Source organism: Rhodococcus sp. 15-725-2-2b (genome assembly GCF_002259075.1).
Classification (GTDB): domain Bacteria; phylum Actinomycetota; class Actinomycetes; order Mycobacteriales; family Mycobacteriaceae; genus Rhodococcoides.
Genome location: NZ_NPFL01000007.1, coordinates 91,800 through 106,282 on the forward strand (window position 1 = coordinate 91,800; position 14,483 = coordinate 106,282).

The 14,483-nt window shown below is 65.3% G+C and carries 13 protein-coding genes; 8 read left to right on the top strand and 5 right to left on the bottom strand.

Annotation, left to right across the window (positions count from 1 at the left end):
* The first annotated feature begins 60 nt into the window (after nt 1-60).
* The 6 genes from CH306_RS10255 to CH306_RS10280 all read left to right on the top strand — a co-directional run bounded on the left by CH306_RS10255 (nt 61) and on the right by CH306_RS10280 (nt 7,688).
* Complete coding sequence (locus tag CH306_RS10255) at nt 61-1,260, top strand: CaiB/BaiF CoA transferase family protein (protein ID WP_094646517.1); 1,200 nt, start codon at nt 61-63, stop codon at nt 1,258-1,260.
* A complete protein-coding gene (locus tag CH306_RS10260) occupies nt 1,257-2,774 on the top strand; it encodes a carboxyl transferase domain-containing protein (RefSeq protein WP_094646518.1) in 1,518 nt (505 codons plus the stop codon). Before CH306_RS10255 ends, CH306_RS10260 begins: the two co-directional genes overlap by 4 nt.
* Before the next feature lie 49 nt (nt 2,775-2,823).
* Nucleotides 2,824-3,576 carry an IclR family transcriptional regulator gene (locus CH306_RS10265; RefSeq protein ID WP_094646593.1) on the top strand — a complete coding sequence of 251 codons (753 nt, stop codon included), beginning with the start codon at nt 2,824-2,826 and terminating at the stop codon, nt 3,574-3,576.
* Between the two features lie 66 nt (nt 3,577-3,642).
* A complete protein-coding gene (locus CH306_RS10270) occupies nt 3,643-4,818 on the top strand; it encodes a 4-hydroxybenzoate 3-monooxygenase (RefSeq protein WP_094646519.1) in 1,176 nt (391 codons plus the stop codon).
* Between the two features lie 140 nt (nt 4,819-4,958).
* Complete coding sequence (locus CH306_RS10275) at nt 4,959-6,161, top strand: MFS transporter (RefSeq protein WP_094646520.1); 1,203 nt, start codon at nt 4,959-4,961, stop codon at nt 6,159-6,161.
* Nucleotides 6,162-6,203: 42 nt separating this feature from the next.
* Nucleotides 6,204-7,688, top strand: a complete 1,485-nt coding sequence (locus CH306_RS10280; protein WP_094646594.1) for an amidase — start codon at nt 6,204-6,206, stop codon at nt 7,686-7,688.
* Here CH306_RS10280 and CH306_RS10285 read toward each other — a convergent pair.
* On the bottom strand, nt 7,685-8,737 hold the full coding sequence (locus CH306_RS10285) for an NAD(P)H-binding protein (protein WP_179273019.1): 1,053 nt from the start codon (nt 8,735-8,737) through the stop codon (nt 7,685-7,687). The genes CH306_RS10280 and CH306_RS10285 overlap by 4 nt on opposite strands.
* 86 nt (nt 8,738-8,823) lie before the next feature.
* Here CH306_RS10285 and CH306_RS10290 point away from each other — a divergent pair, with 86 nt between their 5' ends.
* Nucleotides 8,824-9,624 carry an alpha/beta fold hydrolase gene (locus CH306_RS10290; protein WP_094646522.1) on the top strand — a complete coding sequence of 267 codons (801 nt, stop codon included), beginning with the start codon at nt 8,824-8,826 and terminating at the stop codon, nt 9,622-9,624.
* Nucleotides 9,621-10,769: a PP2C family protein-serine/threonine phosphatase gene (locus CH306_RS10295; protein ID WP_094631960.1), complete on the top strand. Its 1,149-nt coding sequence runs from the start codon at nt 9,621-9,623 to the stop codon at nt 10,767-10,769. Before CH306_RS10290 ends, CH306_RS10295 begins: the two co-directional genes overlap by 4 nt.
* Here the strand turns inward: CH306_RS10295 and CH306_RS10300 are convergent.
* The 4 genes from CH306_RS10300 to CH306_RS10315 form a co-directional block, all read right to left on the bottom strand.
* On the bottom strand, nt 10,746-11,105 hold the full coding sequence (locus tag CH306_RS10300) for an STAS domain-containing protein (protein ID WP_032395449.1): 360 nt from the start codon (nt 11,103-11,105) through the stop codon (nt 10,746-10,748). The two genes, CH306_RS10295 and CH306_RS10300, sit on opposite strands and share 24 nt — an antisense overlap.
* Before the next feature lie 67 nt (nt 11,106-11,172).
* On the bottom strand, nt 11,173-12,504 hold the full coding sequence (locus CH306_RS10305; RefSeq protein ID WP_045198138.1) for an MCE family protein: 1,332 nt from the start codon (nt 12,502-12,504) through the stop codon (nt 11,173-11,175).
* Nucleotides 12,505-12,634: 130 nt separating this feature from the next.
* A complete protein-coding gene (locus CH306_RS10310; RefSeq protein ID WP_094646523.1) occupies nt 12,635-13,090 on the bottom strand; it encodes a hypothetical protein in 456 nt (151 codons plus the stop codon).
* A 61-nt stretch (nt 13,091-13,151) separates the two neighbouring features.
* Nucleotides 13,152-14,417 (bottom strand): DUF6745 domain-containing protein, encoded by a 1,266-nt coding sequence (locus tag CH306_RS10315; protein ID WP_256981123.1) that lies wholly within the window; start codon nt 14,415-14,417, stop codon nt 13,152-13,154.
* Between the last annotated feature and the right edge of the window lie 66 nt (nt 14,418-14,483).

A 14,483-nucleotide genomic window follows, 5' to 3' on the forward strand; every position in this document is an offset into this window, starting at 1 on the left:
AGTCATCCAATCGGACTTCGGGTCCGGCTCCCACCTCGCTTCGACGTAAGGATCAATTCGATGCCCCTCAACACGACAGGCAGAACCGGACCGCTCGAAGGCACCGTGGTGGTCGATCTGACCCGTGCCCTGGCCGGCCCGCACGCGGCCATGATGCTCGGCGACCTCGGCGCAGACATCATCAAGGTCGAGACCCCCAAGGGCGGCGACGACACCCGAGTCTGGGGTCCCCCCTTCGTCACTCCGCGCGACGCCGAACGTGAGTCGACCTACTTCCTCTCGGCCAACCGCAACAAACGATCCATCGCACTCGATCTCAAGACCGACGACGGCCGAGAAGCGTTGGAGCACATGATCGAACGAGCCGACGTGCTGCTCGAGAACTTTCGCACCGGAGTGCTCGACCGCCTCGGCTTCTCGCCCGAACGCATCGCCGAGATCAACCCGCGCACGGTCGTGCTGTCGATCAGCGGATTCGGTCACGACGGCCCCGAGGGTGGCCGCTCCGGCTACGACCAGATCGCCCAGGGTGAGGCCGGGCTGATGTCGTTCACCGGCTCCGGTCCCGAGGACGTCCAACGCGTCGGCGTTCCCATCGCCGACCTGCTGGCCGGAATGTACGGGGCCTTCGGCGTTCTCGCCGCACTGCGTGAACGCGACCGCACCGGACGCGGCAAGGTCGTCCGTACCTCCTTGCTCGCCAGCGTCGTCGGAGTACACGCCTTCCAGGGCACCAAGTGGACCGTTGCCGGCGAGATCGGCACGGCGCAGGGCAACCATCACCCATCGATCTGCCCGTACGGATTGTTTCCGACCTTGGATGGCGCAGTGCAGATCTCCGTCGGTAGCGAGGGCCTGTGGCATCGGTTCTGCGAGGGCTTCGGTATCGACCCCGATCTCGAAGGCATGGCCACCAACCCACAACGCGTCGACAGTCGCGACGACGTCATCGAACTCGTCTCCAAGATCTTCCGCACCTACGACACCGAACCGCTGCTGGCCCTTCTCGACGAGATCGGTGTTCCCGCAGGCAAAGTGCGCAACGTGCAGGAGGTGTACGAGTGGGAGCAGACCAAGTCTCAAGGCCTGCTGGTCGACGTCGAGCACGCGACGTTGGGCACGGTCACTCTTCCGGGGCCGCCGCTGCGCTTCTTCGAATCCGACGGCACCGAGGTCACCGAAACCAATCATCTGGCTCCGCCGGTACTCGGTGCCGACGACGAGCTCGTCCGCGACTGGCTGAAAGAAGCGATCCGATGACCAGAATGACCGCCCTCGAACTGCTCGATCTGGTGATCGATCCCGGCAGCTTCGACTCCTGGGACACCCCGACCGCGGACTACGTCATCGACGACCAGTACGCGAGCGAACTCGCGGCGGCCCGCGAGAAGACCGGTCTCGACGAATCCGTCCTCACCGGGTCCGCGACGATTCGGGGCCGCAAGGTCGCAATCCTGCTCGGCGAGTTCGCATTTCTGGCCGGCTCGATCGGGGTTGCGGCGGGTGAACGGCTCGTCACCGCCGTGCACCGGTCGACGGACGAGCGGCTGCCGCTGCTCGCGTTGCCGACCTCCGGCGGAACCCGCATGCAGGAGGGTACCGTCGCGTTCCTCCAGATGGTCAAGATCACCGCCGCGATCACCGCGCACAAGGCGGCGAACCTGCCGTACATCGTCTACCTGCGGCACCCCACCACCGGTGGAGTCTTCGCGTCCTGGGGATCGCTCGGACACGTCACCGTCGCCGAGCCCGGTGCCCTCGTCGGCTTCCTCGGGCCTCGCGTCTACGAGGCCCTCTACGACGCGAAATTCCCCACGGGCGTGCAGACGTCGGAGAACCTCCAGGCCCACGGGCTCATCGACGCCATCCGCCCGCCCGAGCAGCTCGGCGAAATCGTCGATCGGGCGCTGCGCATCATGACCGACATCCCGTCGTGTCGGCCCCGCACCGTCGAGGCGCTCGAATGGACGATCGAGGACGTGCCCGCGTGGACGTCGATCCTGGCCTCCCGTAGGAACGATCGTCCCGGCGTGCGCGAGTTGCTGTTCAGCACCGCAGCAGATGTGCTGCCGCTCAACGGAACCGGGCAGGGAGAGTCGGATCCTGGCCTGATTCTGGCCCTCGTTCGGTTCGGCGACATGCCGTGCGTACTGCTCGGGCAGGATCGACGTGGGCAGACGACCAGGACCCCGCTCGGTCCCGCAGCGCTTCGCGAGGCCCGACGCGGTATGCGTCTGGCACAGGATCTCAAGCTTCCGCTCGTCACCGTCATCGACACCGCGGGCGCGGCGCTGTCGAAGGAGGCGGAGGAAGGCGGTCTCGCGGGAGAGATCGCTCGGTGCATCGCGGACATGGTCGACCTCGAAACACCGACGCTGTCGTTGCTGTTGGGGCAGGGGACGGGCGGTGGCGCTCTGGCACTGGTGCCCGCCGATCGCGTTCTTGCTGCTCAACACGCGTGGCTCTCGCCGCTGCCGCCCGAGGGTGCGTCGGCCATCGTGCATCGGGACACTGCTCATGCGGCCGAGATGGCCACCAAGCAGGGAGTACGGTCGCTCGATCTCTTCCGAGCCGGCGTCGTCGACATCATCATTCCCGAGCTGCCCGACGCGGCTGACGAATCGCAGCAGTTCTGCGACCGGGTGGGTGCGGTGCTGCACCGGGAGCTCGCCGACCTGATCGCCCAGGATCCGTCGATGCGGATGATCGCCCGCGAAAAGCGCTTCAACAGAATCGGCTTCGCGGCTTCGCCGCATGTGAGTGGAACTTCGTAGCAGGGGTCGAAGTTTCGCTCACGTGGGTGGGGCGGCTAGCGTCGTGCAGGTGGCAGGCAATGCGCGGGATCCGGGGGTCTCGGTGGCGTCTCGACTGCTGGCGTTGCTCGGCGTGTTCGACGAGCAGAAGCCTGCGTTGACATTGACCGAATTGGCAGACGGCGCAGGTCTTCCCATCGCCACGGCTCACCGCTTGGTGCACGAGCTTCTCGGCTGGGGAGCACTCGTTCGCGGCGACGACGGCAAGTTCGTGGTCGGACGTCGGCTGTGGAAGCTGGGTATGTTGGCCCCGGATCAATCCGACCTGCGCGAGATCGCGTCGCCTTTCCTGCACGATCTCTACGGAGCCACCCTCGCCACGGTGCATCTGGCCATTCGTGACGGCGACGAGGTGCTCTACCTCGACAGGTTGGCCGGACACGCGTCGGTGCCCGCGATCAGCCGGGTCGGAGCCCGTCTGCCGTTGTACGCGACCGGAGTCGGAAAGGTGTTGCTGGCCTACGCTCCGCGCGAGGTGCACGACCGAGTGCTCGGGAACTTGGCCCGCATCACCCCGTACACGGTGACTCACCCGGGAAAGTTGGACAGTGAACTACGCCGAGTGTATCGCGAGGGGTATGCGCAGACGGTCGAGGAGATGACACTGGGAGCGTGTTCGGTGGCCGTACCCGTCCGCGGCGAGAGCGAGACGGTGGTGGCGGCACTGGGAATCGTGGTTCCGAGCATCGGTCGAGATCGCGCCAGACTGGTTGCAGCTCTGCAGGTTGCGGCCCGAGGAATCGAGCGAACCCTACGGGGGTGAACGCGGGCTTTCACTGAGTGGAAACTACCTCTTGTCCGGAGGTCGTATGCGCGATGTACTCGATGCATGCGTACACAGGTCGCCATCATCGGTGCAGGGCCCGCGGGTCTGCTGCTGTCCCACCTGCTCGGGGAGCAGGGAATCGACTCCGTTCTGATCGAGTCGCGCACGCAGCAGTACGTGCTCTCGCGAATCCGCGCAGGCATCCTCGAACATTCGACGGTTCGGCTGCTCGACGACCACGGCTTGGGCGAGCGGTTGCATCGCGAAGGCCACGAGCACCGCGGAATCTATCTGCAGTGGCCGGAAGAGCGACACCACATCGACTTTCGCGATCTGGTGGACCGAAGCGTGTGGGTGTACGGGCAGACCGAGGTGACGAAGGATCTCGTTGCGGCCCGAGAGAAAGCGGGCCAACAGATCTACTACGACGTCTCCGACACCGCGTTGCACGACGTGGAGTCCGACGCCCCGTTCGTCACGTTCACCGACGCGTCGGGAACATCGATGCGGATCGACGCCGACGTCATCGCCGGATGCGACGGTTCCTTCGGTCCGAGCCGCGCGGCGATGCCGGATTCGGTGCGTAACACCTGGGAGCGAACGTACCCCTACTCCTGGCTCGGGGTGCTCGCCGACGTCGCACCGTCGACGGACGAGCTGATCTACGCCTGGCATCAGGATGGATTCGCGATGCACTCGATGCGATCGTCGACGGTCAGCCGGCTGTATCTGCAGGTTCCGAACGGCACCGACATCGCCACCTGGTCCGACGAGCGTATCTGGGATGCGTTGGCACGCAGGCTCGGTCATGGTCAGGACGGCTGGGAGCTGACACCGGGACCGATCACCGAGAAGAGCGTGCTGCCGATGCGCAGCTACGTGCAGACGCCGATGCGACACGGCAGACTCTTTCTGGCCGGCGACGCCGCGCACATCGTGCCGCCGACCGGAGCGAAGGGCCTCAACCTCGCGGTTGCCGACGTGGCCCTGTTGGCCCCGGCGCTGACATCGTTGCTGGGCAAGAACGACTCCCGTGCCGCCGATGCTTACAGTGACGACGCACTCCGACGCGTCTGGCGCTGCACGCACTTCTCGTGGTGGATGACGACGATGCTGCACACCGGCGACGACCCGTTCGACGCGCAGTTGCAGCTCTCCCAGTTGCGTTGGGTGGCCTCCAGCGAGGCAGGAGCAACGGGACTGGCGGAGAACTATGCGGGACTGCCTATCGGATTCTGAGCGGGTGGACTGTCGAACTCGAAGTTATGGACAGAATTCGGCCGGAATCCATCCATAACTTCGAGTTCGGCGGCGATCGCTGCGGCCGGCCCCTCGTTCGTTACCCTTGCGGAACAGCGAGAGAAACAGGGTAATTCACAGTGTCTGATATCGACGCGACCTCGGTGCGCACGACCACCGCGGTACGGGCCACCTACATCGCGTTCATCGGAGCCGGCTTCGCCTTCGCCAGTTGGGCATCGCGCATTCCGCAGGTGAGGGACCGGCTCGAGCTCACGTCGTCCCAACTCGGCATCGTGCTGCTGGCCATCGCCGTCGGGTCGTTGCTCGCCCTGCCGCTGTCCGGCATCATCATCAACCGCTTCGGGTCTCGGCTCACGGTGACTGTGATGTCTGTCGTCCTCGCGGCCGGTCTGACCATCATCTCCACCGGCTATCTCGTCGGTGTGGTGCCGTTGCTTCTCGGGCTGTTCGTGCTCGGATTCGCCAACGGCGCCTGGGATGTTGCCATGAACGTCCATGGCGCAGTGGCCGAACGACGGCTCGGGCGATCGATCATGCCGCGCTTTCACGCGGGTTTCAGCGCGGGCACCGTGGTGGGAGCCCTGATCGGAACACTGATGGTGGTGCTGAACGTCTCGGTGACGGTGCATCTGCTGGCGGTCGCAGCCGCGATCGTCGGAGCCATCCCGTGGGGAGTCCGTAACTTTCTGAACGAGTCCGACGCCGAACCCGAACAGCCCGCCCCCGACACCTTGCGGCCACATGCCCTCGCTCGGTGGAAGGAGCCGCGCACCCTGTTGATCGGTGTCGTGGCCTTGTCGTTCGCGTTTGCCGAGGGCAGCGGAAACGATTGGCTCAACATCGCATTGATCGACGGATACGACGCATCGGCCGTCGCCGGGACCCTGGCGTTCACCACGTTCCTGGTCGCCATGACCGCGGTGCGGTGGTTCGGCAACGGTCTGCTGGATAGGTACGGTCGCGTCGTCGTACTGCGAGGTCTCGCGGGCGTCTCGGTGGTCGGCGTGCTGTTGTTCGTGCTCAGTCCGATTGTGCCGCTTGCTTTTCTGGGCGCGTTTCTGTGGGGATCGGGCGTCTCCCTCGGCTTCCCGGTTGCCATGAGTGCGGCGGCCGACGAGCCGGCAGCTGCCGCCGCTCGCGTCAGTGTGGTCGCCTCCATCGGATACTTCGCCTTTCTCGGAGGTCCGCCCCTCATCGGCTTCCTCGGCGGGCACGGTGACGTACTTCGAGCGTTGCTCGTGGTCGCTGCGCTCCTGGCGTGTTCGTTGATCGTGATGGGGGCATTGCGGCCCCTCGCTGGGTCGAACTCGCGGCATTGATTCCGCTCCGAGGCCGACATGGCCTCGGATACTGTGGCCGGTATGCGCATCGACGAGTATCGCCAGTACGACGGCCTCGGTCTGGCCGGTCTCGTGGCCGCAGGAGATGTGACACCGCGCGAACTGCTCGATTGCGCACTGGCGCAGGTCGAATCGATCGATCCGCGGATCAATTCCGTGATTCGGGTGATGCGGGAGCAAGCCGACGACCAGCTGACGCGACCGTTGCAGGGCCCCTTCGCCGGCGTGCCGTTCCTGATCAAGGATCTCTCGCAGGACTACGCGGGCCTGCCCACATCGAGTGGATCGCGTGCGTTGACGAACCTGCCGATGCCCGAGCATTCCACGGTGGTGCAGCGCTGGCTCGATGCGGGCCTGGTGATCTTCGGTAAGACCAACACTCCGGAATTCGGGGCGAAGGGAATCACCGAACCGGCGGTGCACGGCGCGACTCGAAATCCATGGGATCGCAGCAGAACTCCCGGTGGATCGTCGGGTGGATCGGCCGCTGCGGTGGCGTCCGGCATCGTCCCGGTGGCGGGAGCCAACGACGGCGGCGGTTCCATCCGGATTCCGGCGTCGTGCTGCGGTCTGGTCGGACTCAAGCCGGGACGCGGACTGGTGCCGTCGGGCCCCACGTTCGGCGAACCCATGCACGGGGCAGCAGTGCAGGGTGTCGTGTCGCGGTCGGTGCGCGATACCGCCGCGATGCTCGACGTGCTGGCGGGCGGTGAGGCGACGTCCGGCTATCTGCCCGCGCGTCCGGACGGAACGTTCCTGTCCCGAGTGGGCAAGGACCCCAAGCCTTTACGCATCGGAATGTACGCTGTGACATCGGTCAATCCGTCGCCCCACCCGCAGGCCGTCGCCGCGATGGAGTCGGCTGCGAAGGCACTCACCGATCTCGGCCACACCGTCGAACTTCTCGACGCGCCACCGTACGACGACGCGAATCTCAACCGCGAATTCCTGCTGGCCTGGTTCACCTACCTGGCGTGGGAGATGGACGAGGTGAAACGCAGAACCGGTTGCGGCGACGACAGATTCGAGCGTGACACCCGCATCATGGCGGCGCTGGGCAGATCCGCCAGTGGTGTCGACTACCTCGAAGCAGTGGAAGGTCGCCATCTGCACGTGCGTGCGCTGGCCACCTTCTTCGAGACCTACGACCTGTTGCTCACGCCCACTCTCGCGGAGCTCCCCCCGAAGATCGGTGCCTTCGATCTCGCGAAGCCGTTGGAGCTGGCATCGGAGTTGTTGCTGCGCAGCCGAACTGCAGGAATCCTGCGCTACACCGGCATCGTGGATCAGATGATCGACGACAACATCTCATGGATTCCCTACACGCAGCTGGGAAACGTCACCGGGCGTCCGGCGCTGTCGGTTCCCGTGCACTGGACCCCCGAGGGTCTTCCGATGGGCGCGCACTTCACCGCGCCCCTCGGCGGCGAGGCATTGCTCGTCCAACTGGCCGGTCAGTTGGAGCGAGCCGTGCCGTGGGCCCACCGCTACGCCGATATCGGTTAGCGGGTCACTCCGAGCAGAGCCTTTCCGACGATGCCCGACGGGCGTTGCCGCACATGGCCGTCGACGATATCGACGACTCCGCCTGCCCACTCGGGATCGGTGTCGGCGGCAGCCTGGGGATCGGCGTGGGCATCGGTGCCCTCCTCGGCGGTGACGGTGATCGAACGCTCGAGGGCCTCTCGGACGCTCATCAGCGACGTATCGGGCTCGGCGAACACCTCTGTTGCTGCGTTCCCGCGGCGCACCACCATGTCGTGGGTGAGGCTGTCGACCAACGAGATCACCGTGCCGGCAGGCATGGCGGTGATCTTGGCGACGGCACGCCCCACCAGACCGGTCGGCAACAGCGGTACCGGAATCTGTATGCGACGCAGACCGGCGACGTTGCCGTACGCCTGCAGTAGTTCGGGGTAGCTCATCGTCTCGGTTCCGCCGATGTCGAACGTTCCCGGGCGTGCGGTGTCGCCGAGAGCGCGGGCGATGATGGCGACCACGTCGACGACGGCGATGGGCTGGACCTGCCTGCGCATCCACGTCGGGATGGGCGTGAGCGGCAGGCGCTCGGTCATCCGTCGCACCAACTCGAACGACGTCGATCCGGAACCGAGAATGATGGCCGCCCGCAGCGCGGTGGCATCGACGGAACTGTCGAGGAACGTCTCCTCTACCTGCAGGCGAGAGCGCAGGTGATCCGAGAGCGGCGTGCCGTCGTCGGGAATGAGTCCGGAGAGGTAGACGATCCGGCGCACACCGTTGCGTTCGGCCGCGGCGGCCATGGCCTGCGCGGCATGCCGATCCTTCTCGACGAAGTCGCCCTCGTCCATCGAATGCACGAGGTACACGACCGCGTCGACATTCTCGGTCGCGGTGTCGAAGGTCTCGTGCTCGTCGAGGTCGAAGTGCACGGCGGTGACGTGAGCGCCCCAGGCGAAGCGCGATTTCTTGCTCGGATCGCGCATCGCAGCGTGCACGTCGTGACCCTGTTCGAGCAGGACCGGGATCAGCCGAGACCCGATGTATCCGGTTGCGCCGGTGACCAGCACTCGCATGACTTTCTCGTTTCTGTAGAAACAGGCCATACCCCGTCGGAGCAGTCTCACTCCCCGGTGTCGGAAGCAGATGGCAGACTGTGCGGGTGAGTGCGCGCATCAGGAACAACGTCAGGGTCGTGGGGGCTGCCGACGGGCCCGTGGTGATGCTGGCTCACGGTTTCGGTTGCGACCAGACGCTGTGGCGTTCGGTGACCGATATCCTGGCTCCGAACTTCTCGGTCGTGCTCTTCGATCACGTCGGGTCGGGAGCCTCGGACCCCGCGGCGTGGGATGCCGACAAGTACGCGCCGCTGGAGGCCTACGCCCGCGACATCGTCGACATCGCCGAGGAATTCGATCTGCACGATGTGACGTTCGTGGGGCATTCGGTGGCGTCGATGATGGGTGTTCTCGCGGTCCAGGCGGCTCCCGAGCGATTCTCCAAACTCTTTCTCCTGACGCCGTCCCCCCGATACATCGACGACGGTGACTACCGGGGTGGCTTCAGCCGCGAGGACATCGACGAGTTGCTCGAGTCGTTGGACAGCAACTATCTCGGGTGGTCCGCGTCGATGGCAACGATCGTGGTGAACGCACCGGATCGGCCGGATCTCGAGAACATGTGGACCGCGAGCTTCTGCCGAACCGATCCCGAGTGCGCACGGGTGTTCGCCCGTACCACCTTCCTGTCCGACAATCGCGCCGATCTGGCCGGGGTCGCCCTGCCCACGATGATCGTCGACTGTGCTCGGGATTCGCTGTCACCGCCTCAGGTCGGCAGATACGTCCACGAACACATCGCAGGCAGCACCCTGCAGACCCTCGACGCCAGTGGGCACTGCCCGCACGTCACCCAGCCCGAACAGACCGCCGAGGCGATTGCGACCTTCGTGAGATCGTCGTGATCCACGAACTCGACATCGAGGACCTGTACGAGAACGCGCCGTGCGGCTACCTCTCGGTGCTGCCGGACATGCGGATCGTGAGACTGAACTCGACGCTGGCGAACTGGCTGGGATTCGAGGTCGACGCCTTGATCGGTACCGACTTCACCCAACTCCTCACCGCTGGTGGCCGGATTCACTACGAGACCCATTTCGGTCCGATTCTGCGGATGTACGGCCAGCTCGACGGCATCGCGATCGATTTCGTGACGTCCGATCGGCGACGGCTGCCCGTGTTCATGACCGCGAACGTCAAGACCGACGAGACGGGTGCGCCGGTACTGATTCGCATCACCGCGCTCGACGCCAGGGACCGTCGCACCTACGAACGCGAGTTGCTCGAGTCCCGAACTCGAGCGGAGCTGCTGGCGAAGACCCTGCAGCGGTCGTTGCTGCCGCCTGCCCTGCTGCCGCCGTCGGGAATGACCGCTGCCGCGCACTATCACGCGGCATCGAGCGACGAGGTGGGCGGAGACTTCTACGATCTGTTCCCGCTGTCGGACGACCGGTGGGGATTCTTCCTCGGCGACGTGTGCGGCAAGGGTGCGTCGGCCGCAGCCGTGACGTCGTTGACGCGGTACACCCTGCGCGCGGCCGCGGTGTACGACCACGATCCGGTCGCTGTTCTGCACAACCTGGACTCGGTTCTGCGGCAGGAGTTCCGCGAGAACGATGCGCAGTTCTGCACCGCGGTGTTCGGGGTGCTCAGTCGCTCGGACGGAGGATTCGAGGTGTCGATGGCCAGCGGCGGTCACCCACCTCCGCTGGTGATGCGGGCCGACGGCAGCGCGCACTACGTACACATGACGGGTGGGCAACTCGTCGGAATTCTGCGTGCCGCCCGCTTCGTGCCTGCCACCGTGACGTTGAGCGCAGGCGACACCCTGATGCTCTACACCGACGGCTTGACCGAGGCCCGGGTGGGCACGGGTCGATACGACGACGAGGGCGCGCTGCTCGAGTTCGCGACAGCCCACGCCCCGGCGACGGCAGCGATCATCGTCGAGGATCTGCGAGTCCTACTGAACAGCTTCGGCGACGGATTGGCCGACGATGCAGCAGTGATGGCGCTGGGGGTGTCGTCAGTCGAGAGCGGCGAGGGCTGACGCCAGATCTGCGTGCAGCGCGAATTCCTGATCGAGACCCATCAGTTTGATCGGGCGGCTGGTGGTCGGCCCATCGGCGACGACCGAGAAGGCGACGCTGTCCCCGTGGTTCTTCTGCGTCGATGCCAGCACCGTCATGGCAGCCGAGGCCAAGAACGAGACCTTGCTCAGATCGATGATCAACGCGGCAGGCGTGGTGGAAATCTGGGCGTCGATCGCGTTCGACAACGCGGGGGCCGTGGTGACGTCGAGTTCACCGGCGACAGCGATGACGGCCGCGCGGCCGTCGTTGCTGGACTGGATGGAGAATCCGGCGGTGTTCGTATCGGCTGACATCTGCACTCCTGAATCGTTACCCGCCGCGCTCGTCGACGGGGCATGCGGACCATTCAATCAGTTGGTCCTACTCGAACGTGACCTGCGTTCCTCTGAGCGCGGGAGCGCCGACCGTCGTGGTCCAGGACGGCACCGCGGCGGGGTCGATTCCGGTGGCCCCGCCGTAGACGACGGCCAGGGTCTGCTGCTCGGTGACCGAATTCGCATACGAGGCGGGCACGGGGGAGAGCTGCGGTGCAGGCAGCGTCGGAATGTCCTGGTCACCGGGGTTTCGAGTCGGCACCTGGTACGAGCCGTCGTTCGCGGAGCCGCCCGGATACTGCGGGAAGTACTCGCCGGTCGAGCGCTCGATGGGAGTAGGGCAGGTCGGGCCGCGGTTCTGCTCGAACAATCTCGGCTCGTCCTGGTTCGGTAGGTACCGACCCTTCGGGTTGACGAACGGCATCGAGACGTTGATGCCGGGGTACTCGTCGCCGACTCCGGTGACGATCCGTCCACGCCTGGCCCCCTCGGCGAACTGGGCGACGGTGCAACCGAGCGCGGGCGAGAATTCGGCGAGGACTTCGAGGGCCTCTCGCGAGTTCGCGGCCAATCCGATGACGTTCGCGGAGTTGGCGTCGAGGAAATCGGCGGTGGTGGACGAGGCCGAGGTCACCGAGGCGTACAGCGATTCGAGGGCCGGGCGCTTCTCGACGACGGTATTGCCGGTGGTCCGTAGGTTGTCCAGTGCGTTGATCAGCTCGGGAGCGGCATCGGCGTAGGTCTGCGAGAAATCGGCGAGCCCGCGCAGGTCTTCCTGGATTGCGGGCAACTCCGTGTTGAGGCCGGCAAAAATGTTCTCGAGTCTGTCGATCGTGAGACCGAGCTGCTCACCACGCCCGCTCAGTCCCTGAGCCAACGCACCGAGGGTGTTCGACAGGTCCTCCGGCGGCACCGCCTGGAGCAGCGGCAACAGGCCGTCGAGTACCTGCCCGACCTCGATGGCGTTACCGCTGCGATCCTGCTTCAGCACGGTGCCCTCGGTGATCGCGGACGCCGGCTTACCCTCGGGCAGGACCAGTGCGACGTACCGCTCCCCGAACAACGTCTTCGGCAGCAGTCGCGCAGTGGCGTTCGACGGAATCATCTCGGCCATGTCCGGCTCGATGGCCAACTCCGAGGTGACGACGCCATCGGCCGTCGTCGCCGAGCGGACTTCGCCGACGATCATGCCGCGAACCTTCACATCCGCATTGCGGGGAAGCGCGTTGCCGACGCTGTCGGTCTCGAGCGACACCGTCACCACGTCCTCGAACGTCTTGTTGTACGAGGTGACGCTCCACCCGACGAACATGACGATGAGCAGGACAAGGGCGATTCCGAGGAGTCGGTTCTGGACCGGCGAGGGGGAGCCGGTCATGCGACCGTGGAGACGACAACAGCAGCCATGTCGCGAACCTTAGTGGTACACAACGTCACACTTACTACCGAAGATCGGTTTGTGAGATGGACCTAGCACTTCGGCAGAAATGTGATGGGCACCACTATCCTCAGTCGGCAACCAAGTGGGTCGAATGGAACCAGCCGCCCTGTCCGCGTTCTCGCTGCCGGCCGATGACGTATGTCCCCGGCGCGATTCCGGTGGCTCCGTGTTCGGGATGAATGAGGTATGCCGTCTGCGAGTTGGTCAGGATGCCCAGGGCCAGACCTCGGACGTCGTGCACGGGACTGGCCCACGAGCAGACGCCACCGTCGGCCACCAGGCTGTGGGGGTTACCGCCTGCGGCGCTGCGCAGTAGTTCGATTCCCGTCAACGGCACCTTCTCGCGTCGCGTCTGGCCGGTGGGGACGACTATGCCGTCGAGCAGTACGTACGGAACGACGATCAGATCGCCTTGAGCTTGCAGGCCGTCGATGACGGGCACGGAGATCTCCTTGTCGAGATAGTCGAATACGTCGAGGCCGGTGAGGTCGGTCAGTGCGGACAGTGTGATGTTCGAGTTCATGTGAGTCACCTTGGGTGTCGTCGGGGTGTGTGTAGCCGGCATGTGGTGTCGCGGTGAGGTGTCAGGTTCTGCGGAGTAGCCGGCCGTAGTCGGCTCCGGCCAGGCCGTAGGTCCAGCCCGCGGCGTCGACCGCGGACGAGAACGCGCCGGGGACGCGAAGTCCGTAGCGTCGGCGCTCGCCGTCGCGTTCACGAGAGCCGTTGACGGCGAGAAGGATTCGCCCCTCGCTGCCCCAGCCCGCCGGGGTGGCGAACAGTTGCAGGGCGCAACCGGGATTGCCCGGATCGGCGTCGGTGTCGACCAGTCGCAAACCGGCTCGGTCGAGATAGTTGTCCCAACCGATTCGTTCGATGGCGCTCCGTCGGATCTCGACGTTGCGTTCGACGGTGATGCGCTCGACCGTCGGATCGTGGATCACCCACTTGGGAACCACGGTCCCGTTCAGGACATGGACACCGCTGCCGTCACCGAACTCGACTGCTGGAGAAGACGAATTGTGCAGGCGCACTTCACCGTGCACCGGATTGGGAACCGGCTCGGTGTGCACTGCTGTGGGGCGTTCGGACATCACTGCGACGTCGTCGAACGCCCACCACCATCCCGTCGATTCGACGAGGGCCGATTGAATGTCGAGAAGCTCGTTGTCCTCGCGCTCGAACGCGGCGAGGTGAAAGGTGCGATAGATGTCGTAGTAGGCGACGCGATGCGCTTCCTGCTGGCCGTACCAGGTGATACTGCCGAACGAGTGCTGAGCGAGGCTTCTCGTCGCAGAAGCGACACCGTCGAACAGACTGGTGCGCAACGAATCCCACACTGTCCGGCGAATGATGGGATCGGGACTGATGCCGGCTCGGGCCGCGTCCTCCGGTGAACGTGTTGCAACGGTCATCCGCGCTTCTCGATCGCTCGGCATGTTCGGATTCTGGTGGAAGTACCACCGCGGCCATTCGATTCTTCGCTTGTCGATTCGCTCGTCCATTCGTCGACGGGAATTCGACAGCAACGATGCGATGCGTGCAGGTGCCTTCTCGGCTTTTGCTGCGGTCGTGGGGATTTCGTTCACCAGTTGCTCTGCCGTGACGAAGGACGCGGCGGCAGCGGGGGACGGTACCCACACGAACTCGGGCGCGTCGAAACCGGCTCTTCGATACAAGTGTGCCACGGCTGATTCCGCCGCGGTTCTATCGGAGGGGCCGGCCTTCAGGCCGTAGCGGAGCCATCGATCGCGCTGCGCGCAGACCGCACTGATGCTCTCGGCGTAGTCATCGGGATTGTCACTGAATGTGCCGCGACGGGGAAATGTCGACGGCATCGGCACGGCGCTCACGTGAGGGAGGCGGTGTCCGCCTTTCCGGTTGTCATGAAGAAAAGAGTGACACGAGAATCGGATGAG

What these genes read in the sequence shown, in the direction of transcription:
- CH306_RS10255 (WP_094646517.1), top strand. Translation starts at nt 61, where the DNA reads ATGCCCCTCAACACGACAGGCAGAACCGGACCGCTCGAAGGCACCGTG.
- CH306_RS10260 (WP_094646518.1), top strand. Translation starts at nt 1,257, where the DNA reads ATGACCAGAATGACCGCCCTCGAACTGCTCGATCTGGTGATCGATCCC.
- CH306_RS10270 (WP_094646519.1), top strand. Translation starts at nt 3,643, where the DNA reads ATGCGTACACAGGTCGCCATCATCGGTGCAGGGCCCGCGGGTCTGCTG.
- CH306_RS10280 (WP_094646594.1), top strand. Translation starts at nt 6,204, where the DNA reads ATGCGCATCGACGAGTATCGCCAGTACGACGGCCTCGGTCTGGCCGGT.
- CH306_RS10285 (WP_179273019.1), bottom strand. Translation starts at nt 8,737, where the DNA reads ATGCGAGTGCTGGTCACCGGCGCAACCGGATACATCGGGTCTCGGCTG.
- CH306_RS10300 (WP_032395449.1), bottom strand. Translation starts at nt 11,105, where the DNA reads ATGTCAGCCGATACGAACACCGCCGGATTCTCCATCCAGTCCAGCAAC.
- CH306_RS10305 (WP_045198138.1), bottom strand. Translation starts at nt 12,504, where the DNA reads ATGACCGGCTCCCCCTCGCCGGTCCAGAACCGACTCCTCGGAATCGCC.
- CH306_RS10310 (WP_094646523.1), bottom strand. Translation starts at nt 13,090, where the DNA reads ATGAACTCGAACATCACACTGTCCGCACTGACCGACCTCACCGGCCTC.